This is a genomic window from Agromyces sp. 3263 (genome assembly GCF_031456545.1).
Taxonomy (GTDB): domain Bacteria; phylum Actinomycetota; class Actinomycetes; order Actinomycetales; family Microbacteriaceae; genus Agromyces.
This window is the reverse complement of sequence record NZ_JAVDUV010000001.1, coordinates 913,911-929,851: the sequence shown is the minus strand read 5'-3', so window position 1 is coordinate 929,851 and position 15,941 is coordinate 913,911. Positions and strand designations below refer to the sequence as shown.

General features: G+C 72.2%; 13 protein-coding genes. 7 read left to right on the top strand and 6 right to left on the bottom strand.

Annotated elements, in window-relative coordinates; all coding sequences use genetic code 11:
• Positions 1 to 2 precede the first annotated feature (2 nt).
• Positions 3 to 1,415 (bottom strand): carboxylesterase family protein, encoded by a 1,413-nt coding sequence (locus tag J2X63_RS04190; RefSeq protein WP_309974203.1) that lies wholly within the window; start codon positions 1,413 to 1,415, stop codon positions 3 to 5.
• Positions 1,416 to 1,574: 159 nt separating this feature from the next.
• Between J2X63_RS04190 and J2X63_RS04185 the strand changes: the two genes are divergently transcribed.
• The 3 genes from J2X63_RS04185 to J2X63_RS04175 all read left to right on the top strand — a co-directional run bounded on the left by J2X63_RS04185 (position 1,575) and on the right by J2X63_RS04175 (position 3,862).
• Positions 1,575 to 2,144: an NADPH-dependent FMN reductase gene (locus tag J2X63_RS04185; RefSeq protein WP_309974201.1), complete on the top strand. Its 570-nt coding sequence runs from the start codon at positions 1,575 to 1,577 to the stop codon at positions 2,142 to 2,144.
• Positions 2,145 to 2,180: 36 nt separating this feature from the next.
• Positions 2,181 to 2,687, top strand: a complete 507-nt coding sequence (locus J2X63_RS04180) for a MarR family transcriptional regulator (RefSeq protein WP_309974199.1) — start codon at positions 2,181 to 2,183, stop codon at positions 2,685 to 2,687.
• A gap of 143 nt (positions 2,688 to 2,830) precedes the next feature.
• The gene (locus J2X63_RS04175) at positions 2,831 to 3,862 is read left to right on the top strand and encodes a CPBP family intramembrane glutamic endopeptidase (RefSeq protein ID WP_309974197.1); all 1,032 of its coding nucleotides are present in this window, start codon (positions 2,831 to 2,833) and stop codon (positions 3,860 to 3,862) included.
• 22 nt (positions 3,863 to 3,884) lie between these two features.
• On the opposite strand, the gene J2X63_RS04170 is transcribed toward J2X63_RS04175, so the two are convergent.
• Together J2X63_RS04170 and J2X63_RS04165 are read right to left on the bottom strand one after the other, a co-directional pair.
• On the bottom strand, positions 3,885 to 4,271 hold the full coding sequence (locus J2X63_RS04170) for a CHY zinc finger protein (RefSeq protein WP_396133106.1): 387 nt from the start codon (positions 4,269 to 4,271) through the stop codon (positions 3,885 to 3,887).
• The gene (locus J2X63_RS04165; RefSeq protein WP_309974195.1) at positions 4,271 to 5,158 is read right to left on the bottom strand and encodes a hypothetical protein; all 888 of its coding nucleotides are present in this window, start codon (positions 5,156 to 5,158) and stop codon (positions 4,271 to 4,273) included. Before J2X63_RS04165 ends, J2X63_RS04170 begins: the two co-directional genes overlap by 1 nt.
• 77 nt (positions 5,159 to 5,235) lie before the next feature.
• On the opposite strand from J2X63_RS04165, the gene J2X63_RS04160 reads away from it, so the two are divergent.
• Entirely contained in the window at positions 5,236 to 6,123 is an 888-nt protein-coding gene (locus J2X63_RS04160; RefSeq protein WP_309974193.1) for an oxygenase MpaB family protein, read from the top strand.
• Between the two features lie 206 nt (positions 6,124 to 6,329).
• Here the strand turns inward: J2X63_RS04160 and J2X63_RS04155 are convergent, their stop codons facing one another.
• Both J2X63_RS04155 and J2X63_RS04150 read right to left on the bottom strand, forming a co-directional pair.
• Complete coding sequence (locus J2X63_RS04155; protein WP_309974192.1) at positions 6,330 to 7,280, bottom strand: hypothetical protein; 951 nt, start codon at positions 7,278 to 7,280, stop codon at positions 6,330 to 6,332.
• Positions 7,281 to 7,407: 127 nt separating this feature from the next.
• Positions 7,408 to 8,730, bottom strand: a complete 1,323-nt coding sequence (locus tag J2X63_RS04150; RefSeq protein WP_309974190.1) for an MFS transporter — start codon at positions 8,728 to 8,730, stop codon at positions 7,408 to 7,410.
• Between the two features lie 213 nt (positions 8,731 to 8,943).
• On the opposite strand from J2X63_RS04150, the gene J2X63_RS04145 reads away from it, so the two are divergent.
• Positions 8,944 to 9,450 carry a GNAT family N-acetyltransferase gene (locus J2X63_RS04145; RefSeq protein WP_309974189.1) on the top strand — a complete coding sequence of 169 codons (507 nt, stop codon included), beginning with the start codon at positions 8,944 to 8,946 and terminating at the stop codon, positions 9,448 to 9,450.
• 49 nt (positions 9,451 to 9,499) lie between these two features.
• Here the strand turns inward: J2X63_RS04145 and J2X63_RS04140 are convergent, their stop codons facing one another.
• A complete protein-coding gene (locus tag J2X63_RS04140) occupies positions 9,500 to 10,075 on the bottom strand; it encodes a GNAT family N-acetyltransferase (protein ID WP_309974187.1) in 576 nt (191 codons plus the stop codon).
• Positions 10,076 to 10,136: 61 nt separating this feature from the next.
• Between J2X63_RS04140 and J2X63_RS04135 the strand changes: the two genes are divergently transcribed.
• Both J2X63_RS04135 and J2X63_RS04130 read left to right on the top strand, forming a co-directional pair.
• A complete protein-coding gene (locus J2X63_RS04135; RefSeq protein ID WP_309974185.1) occupies positions 10,137 to 11,147 on the top strand; it encodes a helix-turn-helix domain-containing protein in 1,011 nt (336 codons plus the stop codon).
• 161 nt (positions 11,148 to 11,308) lie between these two features.
• Positions 11,309 to 15,814: a S8 family serine peptidase gene (locus tag J2X63_RS04130; protein ID WP_309974184.1), complete on the top strand. Its 4,506-nt coding sequence runs from the start codon at positions 11,309 to 11,311 to the stop codon at positions 15,812 to 15,814.
• Positions 15,815 to 15,941 lie beyond the last annotated feature (127 nt).

The following is a 15,941-nucleotide window of genomic DNA, read 5'->3' as shown; positions in this document are numbered from 1 at the left end:
GGTCAGCGCACCCGCAGTCCGCCGCGCCAGCCTCGACCGAGTCGCACGTGCCGCTCGACGATGCGCCCCGTGCGAGCGAACTCGCCCCACGCGGCACGCAGCGGTGCGCCCGCCTCGACGAGCGACTCGGCGCCGTGCGGCGCGAGCAGCCTCGCCGGCGCCCACGCGACCGCATTGGGGAACAGCAGCGCGAGCTCGATGGCGTGAGCCGAGCCGATGCGACTGCCCTCGGGCCGCCCGTCGAATCGGGCGACCTGCACCCGGCCGCCACCGCGGGCGAGCAACCGCGCGAAGCGCCGGGCACCCCGCGTGTACACGGCGCTCGTCACGAGGCGCACGAGCGCGAACCGGGTCGGCGGCCCGATCACCCGCCTCGACGTGAGCGACTTCAGCTTCGGCGCGAGCTCGAGGAAGAAGGCGGCCTCCTCGGTGGTCGAGGTCACGAGCACCTCGAGCTCGGGCGCTCGCCGCCGCCAGCCGGCGGCCACCTCGCGCTCCAGCGGCAGCGGGGCGTGCCCGTACTGGGGGCTGAACGGCATGCCCGAGCGCAGTCCGAACCCCGCCGCCGCGCGCGCCGCCCGGTCCTGCGCGGCGAACAGCTCGTCGAGCGCGGCATCGGGAGCCAGCGGACCCGCCGCCCGCCGCATGCGCTCCTGCAGGCGACGCCGTCGTTGCCGGATGCCGAACGGCGCGCTCTGCACGATCGCCCGGTTCACGAGCCCCTCGGCCCCGGATGCCACGAGCAGGTGCGCGATCGCATCCGCGCCCGCCGACTGGCCGAAGACCGTCACCCGCCCGGGGTCGCCGCCGAACGCGTCGATGCGGAAACGGACCCAGCGCAGGGCCTCGACGAGGTCGAGCAGCCCGAGGTTGGCCGGCCGCGCGCCCGGGTCGCCGCCGCCGAGGAAGCCCAGCACGCCGAGCCGGTAGGTGATCGTGACCACGACGACGCGCTGCTCGCGCACGAGCGCCGCGGGATCGTAGCCGCCGACGTCGCCCGCACCCGACACGTAGGAGCCGCCGTGCACCCACACCATGACCGGCAGCGCCTCGCCGGCCCAGTCGGCGGGGCGCGTGATCGAGAGCCGCAGGCAGTCCTCGTCGAACTCGACGCCGCGCATCGTGCCGCCGAAGAGGCCGTCGCTCGAGGCGGGCGGCTGCGGGCATCCGAGCCGCTGGTACTGGCGGGCGGATGCCTCGCGCGGGTCGGGCTCGACCGGCACCGGCGGCGCGAAGCGCTCGGCGACGGCGTAGCGGATGTTGCGGATGCGGGTGACCTCGCCGTCGTCGACGGCCGCGAAGACGCCGAAGCGAGTGTCGACGGTGGTGAGGTCGCCGGGCCAGGAGTGCTCGCCCGGGCGCATGCCGTCGGCGCCGTCATCGATGGGATGCGCGTTCAGGGCCTGCTCGCTCATGGGTCTGCCTCCGCGGTCCATCGTAGGTTCGGGTGCCGACACCCGAAACTCGGCACCGGGCACCCGCACCGAGCCTCGACGCCCGCGTGGCGACTCCGCAACCCCTCGTGCCGCGAGCATCCCGGGCGTAGCGTGAGGCGCTCGAGTGAGGAGTGCATCATGCCCGCATACCAGGTCGGCTATTTCGTCGGCAGCCTGTCGTCGACGTCCGTCAACCGGATCCTCTCGAAGGCGTTGATCCGGGTCGCACCCGACGACCTCGCCTTCACCGAGATCCCGATCGGGAACCTGCCGCTGTACAGCCAGGACTACGACGACGACTACCCGCCGCAGGCCCTGGCGCTCAAGGAGGCGATCGCGGCATCCGACGCCGTGCTCTTCGTGACGCCCGAGTACAACCGGTCGATCCCGGGCGCCCTGAAGAACGCGATCGACTGGGCGTCGCGACCGTGGGGCCAGAACTCGTTCGACCACATCCCGGCCGCGGTGGTCGGGGCATCGGTCGGGTCGATCGGCACGGCGCTCGCGCAGCAGAGCCTCCGTGCGGTGCTGAGCTTCTGCAACGCCCGGCAGATGACGGCGCCCGAGGCGTACATCCAGTACTCGCCCGAGACCTTCGGCGACGACGGCGAGATCCGCAACGCCGGTACGCAGGAGTTCCTGACGGGATTCATGGCGGAGTTCCGCGAGCACATCCAGCGCGTGCTGACCGTACTGCCGCGGCAATAGGCCGACGCGACTCGCGAGCGAGGTACGTTCGAAGGTATGGGCCCCACGGCGAGCGATCGCGACGACGACGTCGACCTGATCATCGACGCGTGGTCGCGCCGGCTTCCCGGGGTCGACTTGACCCCCCTCGACGTGATGTCGCGATTGCGGCGGGCGGCGAACCGGCTGGCGCACCTGCGCGCCGAGGCCTTCAGCGCGGCCGGGCTCGCGGCGTGGGAGTTCGACGTGCTCGCCGCGCTCCGGCGCGAGGAGCCGCCGCACGAACTCAGCCCCGGCCAGCTCATCGCCGCGACGATGATCGGCAGCGCGGCGATGACGAATCGCCTCGACAACCTCACCCGGCGTGGACTCGTCGAGCGCCGCCCGAACCCGAACGATGCCCGGAGCGTGCTCGTGCGCCTCACCGACGACGGTGCCACCCACGTCGACGAGGCCATGCGCGAGCTCGCCGGTCGCGAAGGCGAGGCGCTGCGCGGCCTGAGTCGTGACGAGCAGGCGACACTCGCCGGGCTGCTGCGCCGCCTCGTGCGCGACGCCGGTTGACGGCGGCCCGGTCGCCGGATGCGGCGGACACCGGCTCGCGGCTGAACCGGGCCCAGGTGTGCTCGGCGTCCCCGCCGCATGGCGGATCGACCTCCGTCGTGCGACGGATCCCACGGGCTCGTCGGCGGCGTAGCGTCGTGCTCGTGACCGATGACCGCCGTGACTCCGGGACCGATCTCCACCCCGACGGCGACCTCGCGCCGGCCCCGATCGGGGCGCCGCCGGGCGCGGAGACGGACGACGTGCCCTCGCGCGTGGACTGGGCCGCGGTCGCCGTCTTCGCGGTCACCGCGTGTGGGCTGGCCTGGCTCGTCGCGCTGCCGCTCTGGCTCCGTGCCCAGGGCATGGCCGACCCGCTGCTGCCCCTGATCGCGGCGGCCATGATGTTCACGCCCGCGGTGGGCACCGTCGCGGCGCTGCTCGTCGAACGCCGCCGTCGCGGCAGGCGGGGCGCCCGCGGCATCCTGCGCGAGCTCGGCATGTGGCCCCTGCGGCCGGTGGGCCGCACCCTCGGCGTGACCGTGGCGACGATCTTCGCGATGCCCGTGCTGGTCGCGGCGGGACTCGTGGTGGTGGGCGTGCTGGGGTTCGCGCAGTTCGACCTGGTCGGGTTCTCGGGGTTCGCCGAGCAACTCGCGGCGACCCTGCCGGCCGATTCGCCGATGCCCCCGATCGGGCTGATGGTCGCGATGCAGCTGGCGATGATCCCGCTGGGCGCCGTGCTCAACGCGCCGCTCGCGTTCGGCGAGGAGGTGGGGTGGCGCGGCTGGTTGCTGCCCGCGCTCCGGCCGCTCGGCGTGTGGCCTGCGCTGCTGCTGTCGGGTGCGTTCTGGGGCTTCTGGCACACGCCGCTCATCCTGCTCGGCTACAACTACGGCCTGACCGACGCGTGGGGCGTGCTGCTCATGACGTTCGCCGGCATGCTGTTCGGCGTGCTCCTCGGGTGGAGCCGCCTGCGCACCGGATCGGTGTGGCCCGCGGTGTTCGGGCATGGCGCGTTCAACGCGTCCGCGGGCCTCGCCGCCCTGTTCGTCGCCGCCGGCTCCCCGATCCCGCCGGCGTGGCTGGCTGGCCCGGTCGGGCTCATCGCGTGCGGCGTCTTCGCCGTCGTGATCGCCGTGCTCGTGCTGGCCGGCCAGTTCCGGGCGGATCGGGTGGGCGCCCGGCTGGGCTGAGGTGCGACGGCCGCGGCAGCGATCAGCCTTCGGCCGGCTCCGTCTCGAAGTACAGGTGGGTGTGGAGCGCGCAGCGCTCGTTGAACGGCGCGTGGCAGTTCGGGCACTCGGTGGCGCCGAGGTAGGCGTCGATCGTGAGCTCGGTGCCGCAGGCGCCGCAGAGCACCGCCTCGCGGTCGCGCTCGTCGATCGGCCACTGCGTCGCCTCGTGGTCGGCGGTCTCCTGGTGGCAGCGGTGGCAGGGGTAGTACTCGCCGCAGCACGCGAACCTGATCGCCACGATGTCGACCTCGGTGCGGTAGTGGACGCAGCGGGTCATGTCGTCGACGACCGGACCGAGCACGTGCGGTCGGCCGGGGGTGCGGGCATCGCCGGCGTCGTGGCGTTCGGGCTGGGTCACGCCATCCATCATCTCCCGCCGAACAGCAGCGGCAGCAGCTGGATGCCGATCGCGCTCGCCACGTAGCGGTGGCGCCGGTTGCTGGTGAGCTGCGCCACCCAGTCGAACACGCCGAGGTCGACCACCTCGCGGAATGCCCCAGCGCGGTCGTGCACGCCGAAGCCGAGGCGAAGCCCGTGGTAGTAGGTCGACGCCAGTGTCTCGGCGCGCACCTCGACGTCCGGCTGCGACGCGGCGATCGCGGCTGTGACGCGCTTGCCGAGCGCCGGGAGGGTCCCGTCGGTGCGCACGATGGCGAGGGGACGCTCCCAGTCGAGGCCGCGGGCGGATGCCGCGGCGTCGAGCATGCGGCGGTGGACGGCGAGCTGCGCGGCCACGGCGGCGACCTCGAAGCCGTCGTCGGCGAGCCCGGCGCCGGCGTCGGCCAGCACGAAGAGACGGAAGTGCCGGGTGTGCCCCTCGCCGCCGGCGACCGGCTGCATGCGGAGGACCTGGTGCGTCGCGCAGAGCCGCACCTCCTGCCGCGGGTCGACCTGCAGCCGGCGCGCGGCCTCGAGCGCCAGCACGTTCGTCGGGTCGGAGACCACCTCGGATGCGCGGATGGTCGAGAGCGTGCGGTCCTGCGAGGTCGGAGCGACGACGGATGCCGCGCCGAGCGGGGCCACCGGCGAGAGCAGCAGCGCCTCGTAGTCGCGGGCAGCATCGAGCGCGAGCGTGTCGTAGGCCACGGTCGTGCGGAGGTCGACGGGACTCGGGCCGACCGTGGCATCCGTCGACCACTGGTGCAGCAGGTCGGCCGGACGACGTCCGGCCGCCTCGTCGCGCGCGGCCGCCAGCAGCTCGCCACGGCGATCGCTGGGGGATTCGCGGCGAATTCGTCGCGGTGACTCGCTCATCGCTCCATGATGGCGCGCGCGCTCGGTTCGCGGCAGATCCGCAGGATGCGCCCTGCCCGAGCGGGGTACGGTCGAACATGGACCACGGTGGGACCGCGCCGCGCTGGAAGCCCGTGCGCAGCCGCCGCGCGAAGGGGCCGGCGTGGACCCGCTCACTCGCTGAGGGCGACGACGCCGGGTTCTTCGGGCCGGGCAGCGCCGTCTGGGCCGTGAACGGCGCGCTGCCGACCCTCGTCGCCGGCATCCGCGCCCTGCTGCTGCAGACGCTGCATCCGGGGGCGATGGCCGGCGTCCATGACCACTCGCGTTACGGCGAGGACCCGCTCGGACGACTCGACGGCACCGTGCGGTGGGTCGCCATGACGACCTTCGGCGACCGGCGAGCGGCGACCGCGGCATCCGCTCGGGTGAGCAGGCTGCACGAACGCGTGACCGGCACGTACGTCGACGCTCGAGGGGCGGAGCGCGAGTACTCGGCCAACGACGAGGATCTGCTGCGCTGGGTGCATGACGCCTTCACGGAGGCGTTCATCGGCGCGCACCGCATCTGGGGGCGGCCGGTGCCCGGCGGGCTCGACGCCTACGTGCGCGAGTGGGCGCAGGCAGGCCGGCTCATGGGCGTGACCGACCCGCCCACGAGCGTGGCGCAGCTGCACGCCGAGCTCACGGCGTTCCTCGCCGACGCGAAACCCGACGAGCGGGTCGCCGCCGCGGTGCGATTCATCCGCCGGCCGGGCCTGCCCGGGCTCACCGGGCGGCTCTACCCGGTCCTCTTCGGCGGTGCCGTCGCCTCACTCGACCCGCGCTACCGCGAGCTGCTCGGCCTGCGCCGGCCGTGGTGGCCGGCAATCACGCTGACGCGGGTGTTCCTCGTCATCGGCACGCGGGTGCTGGGCCGGATGTCACCGAGCGAGCAGAACGCCAGGGCGCGCATCGCGCGGCTCGAGCGCCGAACCACGACGTGACCGCCGCGAGCGACGCTTTCCCCCGGTTCGGGGGGCTGGCGGTCGCATGCCTTCAGGCATAACGTGGCGTCTCGAACAAATCGAGTCATGCCGGACGTGCGGATCGGGGTACACATCATGGATCGCAATGAGCTGGAATTCGTCGACGACGACCCGTTCGGCGGCGAGTTCGCGACCGCGATGGGCGAACTCGAGGGCCTTCCCGCCTAGCCGGCCGCAGCGCCCGGCGAGGCGTCGCCCTCGACCCAGCGCAGCACGCGCAGCGCCCTGAGCGTGTTCCACCGGCTCGGCTCGCCCTCAGGTACGTCGAGCGCGAAGAACACCTCGCCCCGCCACGGCCGGCCCGCCGGCCAGCGCCCGTCGTCGCGGCGTTGCGCGCGCACCACGTCGATCGCCTCGCCGAGGCGCGCGTCGGGGCGGCCGCCGGCGTCGCGGAAGTAGTCGAGCGCGCGCAGCACGTCGTAGGTCCAGTAGGGCGGGAACGCGAAGTTGAGGTAGCGCTGCTTCACGACCTCGCCGGTGGACCGCCGGCGGAACAGGCTCCGCTCGAGCAGGTACTCCTCGCCGCGGCGCCGGGCCTCGGCGATGGCCGCTGGCGGGTCGGTCACGGCGCGCTGATAGCCGAGCAGGCCTTCGAGCACGCAGATGGTGGAGTCGAACGAGGAACGCACCGAGCCTTCGGCGCGATCGCAGTTCCAGCCGCCGTCGTCGAGCTGCTCGTCGAGCAGTCGCGCCACGATGCGATCGCTGCCCGCCCCCAGCTCGCCGAAGTAGGCCGCGAGCGCGAGCACGCCACCGTTCACGCACTCCTCGACCTCGCCGTGGAAGTAGGGCAGGCCGTCGTGGTACTTCCACACCACGCCGTCACGAACCCGTTCGATCGCGGAACGCACCTCGCGGTCGTCGGGGGAGGCACCCAGCCGCAGCAGGTTGAACAGCACCCAGTGCGTGCCTCGGCGGTCGCCGTCCTCGCCGTATTCGTCGCCGCCCCAGTAGCCGCGCTCATCCTGCAGGTCGAGCAGCGCCCGGCCCCAGCCGTCACGGGCCACGCGTGCCCGCTCGGCGGCGACCCGGTCGGCCGGTTCGTCGAGCAGGTCGCGCATGGCCTGCCAACGGATGGAGGGGTCGGCGTCGAGCAGCCAGTCGGTGACGTCCATGGCCCCATGGTCCCGGATGCCGCCGACAGCGGCCACCCGTTGACGCCGGCGTGCGGACGCACGTGAAAGGGGGCGGATGCGGCATCCGCCCCCCTTCATCGCGTGGACCCCGCCGGGCGACCGCGACCTAGGCGTGCAGGTCGATGCCCTTCGGCTCCTTCACGAGGGAGACGCCGACGAGCGAGATCAGGGCCGCCAGCGCGATGTAGACGCCGATCGTCCACGACTGGCCGGTCGAGCTCATGAGCGCCTCGGCGATCATCGGGGCGAACGCGCCGCCGAGGATGGCGCCCAGCGCGTAGCCGATCGAGACGCCCGAGTAGCGGACGTTCGCCGGGAACATCTCGGCGTATAGGGACGCCTGCGGTCCGTAGGAGAGGCCGAGGCCGAACGTCATCACGAACAGCGCGACGAAGTACCAGACGATGTCGCCGGTGTCGATGAGGAACCACATGGGCACGGCCCACAGTGCGAGGAACGCGTAGCCGATCTGGAAGGTGCGCACGCGCCCGAGGCGGTCGGAGACATGGCCGCCCCACAGGGTGAAGACCAGCCAGCCGAACGACGCGAGCGTGGTGGCGAGGAGGACGGTCGGTCGGTCCATGCCGAGCACCGTCACCGCGTAGGTGGCGAAGAACGCGATCAGCAGGTAGCCGGCGGCGTTGTTGCCGATGAAGATGACGGCGGTGAGGATGACGGACTTCGTGTTGTGGCGGAACAGCTGGCGCAGCGGCGTCGCCGACTCCTTCTTGCGGCGCTGCAGGTCCTGGAAGATCGGGCTCTCCTCGACCGCGCGGCGGATGACGTAGCCGACGGCGATCAGGACGATCGACAGCAGGAACGGGATGCGCCAGCCCCACGTCGTGAACTGCTCGGGGGTGAGCAGCGACGTGATCACGAAGAGCGTCGACGTGGCCAGGATCATGCCGACGGGCACGCCGATCTGCGGGAACGCGCCGAAGTAGCCGCGGCGCGAGGTCGGGGCGTGCTCGACCGCCATGAGCGCCGCGCCACCCCACTCGCCGCCCGCGGAGAAGCCCTGCAGGATGCGGAGCAGGATCAGCAGGATCGGGGCGGCGATGCCGATCGCGGCATACGTCGGCAGGAGCCCGATGAGCGCGGTCGACAGGCCCATCAGCACGAGCGTGAAGACGAGCATCTTCTTGCGGCCGAGCCGGTCGCCGAGGTAGCCGGCCACGATCGCGCCGAGCGGCCGGAAGAGGAACGAGATGCCGATCGTCGCGAAGGCGAGCACCTGGGCGAGGCCCGGGCTCGTCTCCGCGACGGGGGCGAGGAAGAGCGGGGCGAGCACCAGGCCGGCCGCCTGCGCGTAGATGAAGAAGTCGTACCACTCGATCGAGGTGCCGACGAGCGTGCCGGCGAGGACCTTGCGCTCCTCGGCCGGCATGCGGCCGGTGCGCTGGGCTTCTTCGGGGACGGTTGACGTCATGCGAACTCCGTTGTTCTGGCGTGGGTCTCGGTAGGGGAGGGAGCGCACGGGGTGGGAGCGCTGTAGTTCCTGACCGATCGTTCGGTCGGGTTTCCGACGGTAGCGCACGGATGCGGACCTGCGGAAGCCCCCTGCGGCGAGCGGACCGGATCCTGCGATGAGCGGTCGCGGCGGGATCCTCGGCGACGCGGCGGTTGTGGCAGGTTGGAGGGCATGCCAGCTGCCGCCCTCACCGCTCCCGTCACGCTCGACGTGGCCGGGGTGCCCTTCGCGCTCCGCCGAGCCCGCCGCGACGACCTCCCAGCCCTGATCGGGCTCCTCGCGGCCGACGCGCTGCGGGCGAACGACGACAGCACCTCGCCCGAGCGGCGGGGCGCCTACGAGGCCGCGTTCGATGCGATCGACGGCGATCCGGCGCAGGCGCTCGTCACCGTCGAGGATGCCGCGGGCGAGGTCGTCGGCACGATGCAGCTCACGCTCATCCCGGGGCTCGCGCGCGGCGGTGCGACCAGGATGCAGGTCGAGGCGGTGCGGGTCGCGGATTCCGTGCGTGGCCAAGGGCTGGGAAGCGCCATGATGCGGTGGGCGATCGAGGACGCCCGCGCGCGGGGCGCCGCGCTCGTGCAGCTCACCTCGGATGCACGGCGCGAGGACGCGCACCGGTTCTACGACCGGCTCGGCTTCGCGGCCTCGCACGTGGGCTTCAAGCTCTTCCTCTGATCGGGTGGGCCACTCGTGATCGGGTGGGCCACTCGAACGCGCGCAGGAATCAGCGCAGGTCGAGTCTCATGAGCACGCGCGGGAACCCGTTCAGCACCGACTCGGTGTCGGCGGCCTTCGTGAACCCGGCCCGCTCGAAGAGCGCCCGCGTGCCGGCGTAGGCCATCGTCAGGTCGATCTTCTTCCCTCGATTGTCGAGCGGGTAGCCCTCGATGGCGGGGGCGCCGTGGTCGCCGGCGAACTCCACCGCGCCGGCCAGCAGCGCGTGCGAGATGCCGCGGCCGCGGTGACCCGGACGGACGCGGATGCACCAGACCGTCCAGACGTCGAGGTCGTCGACGTGCGGGATCTTGCGGTTCCGCGCGAAGCTCGTATCGGCGCGCGGGTGCACGCCCGCCCACCCCACGACGTCGTCGCCGTCGTAGGCGAGCACGCCGGGCGGCGGATCCAGCCGGCAGAGCTCGCGGACGCGCTCGCCGCGCGCCGGCCCCGTCAGGGAGAGGTTCTCCTTGGATGAGGTCAGTCGATAGCTCAGGCACCAGCACACGTTGGCGTCGGGCCGCTTCGGGCCCACCATCGTCTTCACGTCGTCGAACGCCGTCGCCGGACGCACCTCGATCGCCATGCCGCCACCCTGCCATCGGCCTCCGACAACGGCACCGGGACGGGCTCGGTACGCTGACCACGTGGCCGACGACCTGCCGTTCCTCGACCTCGCCGGGTTGAGTGCCGCGAGCGAGCGACTCTACGTGCACGTGCTCATGACCGGGCGAGTGAGCGTCGCCGCAATCGCAGGCCAGTTCGAGCTCGACGAACCGATCGCCTTCGAGCGCCTCGAGAACCTCCGGCAACTCGGACTGGTGTCACGTCTCGAGGGGGAACCCCCGGAGTACGCGGCCGTCGATCCGCGATATGCCCTGCGAGCGATCATCGATCGGCTCAGCGACCAGGCCCTTCGCATCCGCGAGGCTATCCCGATGCTCGTCGAGTACTTCGACGCGGCGACGCCCGGCGATGCCGCCTCGCACCAGACGGTCGTCCTGACCGATCCGGACACGGTCGCCGGCTGGTACGCGAGGCTGCAGCATCAGGCGCGGCGTGAGTTCCTCGCGTTCGACCGACCGCCCTACGTCTCCGCGTCATTCGACCCGTTCGAGGCATCGGTGCTCGCGCGCGGAGTCGACTGGCGCGCGGTCTACACGATCGAGAGCTTCGACCAGGGAGCGACGTGGGAGGAGGTCGAACGCCTGGCGGAGCAGGGCGAGCAGTCGCGCATCACCGACGACCTTCCGGTGAAGCTCGCGATCGTCGACGATGAGATCGCGCTCGTGTCGCTGAGCCTCGAGCCGGGCCGCATCGACGCACTCATCACGCACGCGCCGCCGCTCGTGCGCGCCCTCCGCGAGCTCTTCGAGTTCCACTGGGCTCGAGCGATGCCCTTGCCCGAGGCGAAGGAGCAGGTCGCGAGCGGGGCATCCGGCTCCACGATGGCCGAGGAGCTCGGGAGGCGACCTTCGCTCGAGGAACGGTCGATCCTCACGCTCATGGCCGTCGGGATGAAGGACGACGCGATCGCGAGGCAGCTCGGGATGTCGCCCCGCACGCTTCGTCGGCGCAGCCAGGAACTGCTCGCCGAACTCGGTGCGGGCAACCGGTTCCAAGCGGGCGTCGAAGCCGCGAGGCGGGGCTGGCTCTGACATTCCGACCGCGCGTGTAACGGTCACGTTTCGTGCCGTGGCCACCTCCGGTCTTTGGCCGATATCGGCCAACGAGGCGAGGTTCGGCTCGCACACAATGGGACGATCGTCGGCCGTCGAATGGCACGACGCCCCGGTATCCGTTCCCAGCAAGGATCCTCGTGACCACACGCACCCGCTCCGCCATCGTGACGGGAGGGCGTCGCTCGACCGCGACCCTCACCGCCGCCGCCCTGTTCCTCACGCTCGGCACCGCCTTCTGGCCTGCGTCGGCCGCCGCGGCCGACGACACAGCCACTCCGATCGCACCCCTCACCGCACCGCCGACCGCGGTCGAGGCGACGGCGAAGGACGGTGCCCCGTTCGAGGACGGGCGCTACATCGTCACCCTCCGCGACGAGGCGGTCGCCACGTACGCCGGGGGCACGGGCTCGTTCTCGGCGACGCGCGCACCGGAGGGGGAGGAGCTCGCCGCTCGCTCGAAGCGAGCGGTCGCCTACGCCGACCACCTCAGCGAGGAGCAGGAGGCGGTGGCGGAATCGGTCGGGGCCGACATCACCAGCTCGTACACCCTCGCGACCAACGGCTTCAGCAGCACGCTGACCGCCGACCAGGCCGCCGCGCTCGCCGCCGACTCGCGGGTCCTCGCGGTCGTGAAGGACGAGCTCCTGCACCTGCAGGCGGCCGTGCCCTCGACCGACTTCCTCGGCCTCGGCGGCGAGGGCGGCGTGTGGGACGCCACGGGCGGCGTCGAGTCGGCCGGCGAGGGGGTCGTGGTCGGCATCATCGACTCGGGCGTCGCACCCGAGAACCCGTCGTTCGCGGGCGAGCCGCTCGGTGATGCACCCGGCGCCGAGCCGTATCGCGATGGCGAGTCGATCGTCTTCGACAAGGCCGACGGCACGCGGTTCCGCGGCGCCTGCGTCACCGGTGAGCAGTTCACCGCCGACGACTGCTCGACGAAGCTCATCGGCGCACGCTACTTCCTCGATAACTTCGAGGAGGCCTCGATCGGCGCCGACCGCGCCGAATACGTCTCGCCCCGCGACGGCAACGGCCACGGCTCGCACACGGCGAGCACGGCCGTCGGCGACCACGGCGTGCCGGCCGAGGTCGCCGGGCGCGAGCTCGGCGAGATCTCGGGCGTCGCGCCCGCCGCCAAGCTCGCGGTGTACAAGGCCTGCTGGTCGGGTCCCACTCCTCAGGACGATGGATGCGCCACCGGCGACCTCCTCGCCGCGATCGACGCCGCGGTCTTCGATGGCGTCGACGTGATCAACTACTCGATCGGCGGCGGTGCGGCGATCACGACCGTCTCCCTCACCGACCAGGCGTTCCTGCGCGCCGCGGCCGCGGGCATCTTCGTGGCCGCCTCGGCCGGCAACGACGGGCCCGAGGCCTCCACCGCCGACAACGCGGCGCCGTGGATCACCACGGTCGCGGCATCCACGATCCCGAGCTACGAGGCGAGTGTTCGCCTTGGTGACGGACGAACCTTCCTGGGCGGGTCGATCACGGTGCCGGCCGGCGGGTCGCTCGCCGGGCCGCTCGTCGCGGCATCCGTCAGCGGCGTCGAAGGCGCCGAGGAGCCGCGGCTCTGCGGACCGGGCACCCTCGACCCCGCGCGCACGACCGGCGCCATCGTGCTCTGCGAGCGAGGCGTGGTGGACCGCGTGGCGAAGTCGGCCGAGGTGGCCCGCGTCGGGGGCATCGGCATGGTGCTCGTGAACCCCGGGCCCAACTCGATCGACCTCGACACCCACTCGGTTCCGACGGTGCACCTCGACGCGGAGGCCTACGACGCGGTCAGCGGCTATGCCGCGACGGCTGGGGCGACCGTGACCCTCGAGGACGGCAACACGACCGGCGGGCCCTCCGCCCCGGCGCCGCAGGTCGCGGGCTTCTCGTCGCGCGGGCCCATCCTCGCCGACGGCGGCGACGTGCTGAAGCCCGACCTCGCGGCGCCCGGCGTCGCGATCCTCGCGGATGCGGCGAACGCCGAGGGCGAGGCTCCCCGCTTCCAGCTCCTGTCGGGCACGTCGATGGCCTCGCCGCACGTCGCCGGGCTCGCGGCGCTGTATCTCGGTGAACGGCCGAACGCGTCGCCCGCGGAGGTGAAGTCGGCCCTCATGACGACCGCGTACGACACCGTCGACCGCGCAGGCCAGCCGGTCGACGACCCGTTCCTCCAGGGCGCCGGCCACGTCGACCCCGGGCGGTACTTCGAACCCGGATTCCTCTACCTCAACGACGTCGATGACTGGTACGGATACGTCCAGGGCCTCGGGCTCGTGGATGTGGGCGTGGAACCCGTCGATCCCTCGAACCTCAACCTCGCGTCGATCTCCGTCGGCGCCCTTGCCGGCGTCGAGACGGTGACCCGCACGGTCACGGCGACCGCGCCCGGGCACTACGAGGCGCAGCCGGTGGACATGCCGGGGGTCGAGGTCACCGTTTCGCCGTCGGTGCTCGACTTCGCAGCGGCGGGCGAGGCGGTGTCGTACACCGTGACGTTCCGGCGGACGGATGCCCCCCTCGACGCCTTCACCACCGGCACGCTGCGCTGGGTCGGGGCCGACGGCACCGTCACGACGCCGCTCGCCGTGCGGCCGGTCGTCCTCAGCGTTCCCGCCGAGGCCGCCGGAGCAGGGACCGACGGTTCGCTGGAGATCCCGGTCTCGGCCGGCGACACGCTCGACGTCCCGATCGCGGTCGACGGCCTCGTCCAGGGCCACGTCCTGCGAGGCCGTGGCACCGAGGGCGGCGCGCGCGACCGCCAGGTAATCATGATCCCCGAGGGCACGACCTCCGCGCGGTTCGACCTCGATGCGGCCGATGATGCCGCCGACCTCGACCTGCGCCTCTACCAGCTCGACCCGTACGGCAGCAGCTGGCTCAGTCGCGAGGCCACGACGCCGAAGGCCGACGAGCAGATCGTCGTGCCGCTGGCCTCGAGCGGTCGCTACGTCCTGGAGGTCGACTTCTTCGCCGGCGAGGGCGACCTCGACTACGAGCTGACGAGCTACTTCCTCGGTGGCGACGCGAACGTCGGCGACCTCACCGCGGATCCCGCCGTGTTGCCGATGAAGCTCGGTGAAGCGGCATCCGTCGACGTGTCGTGGTCGGGGCTCGCCCCCGGATCGCGGTATCTCGGCCGGGTCCACTTCGGTGACACCAATCGCGTGACGAACCTCGTCGTCTCGACGCCCGGCGAGCCGACGGTGGGCGACGAAGACCTCGCCGTCACCGTGGCGCCCGAGTGGGTGCGGCCCGGCAAGGGGTTCAGCGTCGAGGCGGTCGGGCTCGCACCGGCAGCGGAGTACTCGATCTCGCTCGACGGCGAGCCCGTGGCAGTCGGCCGTGCCGGGAACGGCGGCGAGGTGGCCCGATACCTGAACGTGCCGGCGGATGCCGCCGAGGGCTCGCATGTCGTGCGGATCGAGTCCGACCGGGGTCACGCGGAGGCGGAACTGCACGTCGCGAGCCTCGTCATCTACGACCTGTGGGACTTCGCCGACTACGGTGCCGACGGGAGCGCGACCGCGGGAGCCGAGATCACGTTCGGCGGCATCGGCCCGGTTCGCATCGTCATCGAAAGCGACGGCGGGGCGATCGCGCTCGACGAGACCCTCGAGCTGTCGGTCGACCCGATGTTCGACGCCGACAGCCGCCGGTCGTCGGCGGTGCCGGTCGTGCCCGGCGACTACACGGCGCGGGTCTGGGCGATCGCGGGTGACGGCTCGCTGACCCAGCAGCGCGAGTACGCCTTCACGATCGCCGAGACCGCCCCGTCCGCGGTGACCATGACCCAGAATCCCGAGAACGAGAACGCGATGGACCTCGTGTACGAGAACTCGACGGGCGACATCACCCAGGCGACGATGCGCTACAAGATGTGCAACGGTCCGCTCGTCTTCGCCACGGTCTGGATCGACAAGCCGGTCATCACCGGCACGTACGACCTGACCGCCATGACGGGCGTCGAGTTCCTGCTCGACGGCGAGGTGCTCGGCGCGTACGCGAACCACGGGTCGGAACGGTGCGCCAGCGAGCCGAAGATCTCGAACGACTTCTGGGCGACCATGTCGGCGACGGATGCCTCGTCGGCGCGGGCCCCTCACGCGGCCGAGGCCGCAGAAGCCGCAGAGACCGCGGAGACGCCGATCACGCTGACGTTCAGCAACCGGTATCCGGCGTACAGCCGCGGGTTCGACTTCTCGGTGGGCTACGGCTGGGACATCTACCAGGGGAGGTTCCACTGGGAGCAGGTGCCGCACGACCAGGTGCTCGAGCCCGGGCCTGTCGAGTCGCGAACCATCCAGGTCGAGGAGGATGCCGCATTCTGGGTGCGCGCGAAGTACGAGGTGCTCACGCCAGACATCCACATCTCGGCGCACCGCGTGATCTTCACGACGCCGGTGTCCCTGACGCAGCTGGCTCCGGTCGAGGATGAGGAGCCGGGTGGGCCGACGGGTCCGGGCGACGACGACGGCTCGGCCGGCGGAGCGCCGGGATCGCCCTCGACGCCCGCAGCCGGCGGCGGCTCCGACCTGGCGCACACCGGCGTGGAACTGGGGGGTGCACTCGCCCTCGCAGCACTCGTGGTGGTCCTCGGCGGCATGCTGCTGGCATCCGGGATCCGGCGTCGTCGCGGGGGTCGCGCCTAGGGCGTCGTCCGCCGGAATCCCGTTCCCGCAAGAGAATCCCCGCCGCTCGGGATTCCACCGCGGGAGCGGGATTCCGGCATGGGGCGGCGGCGGTGCGTGCGGAACGATTGACGTCCGACGCGCGCGG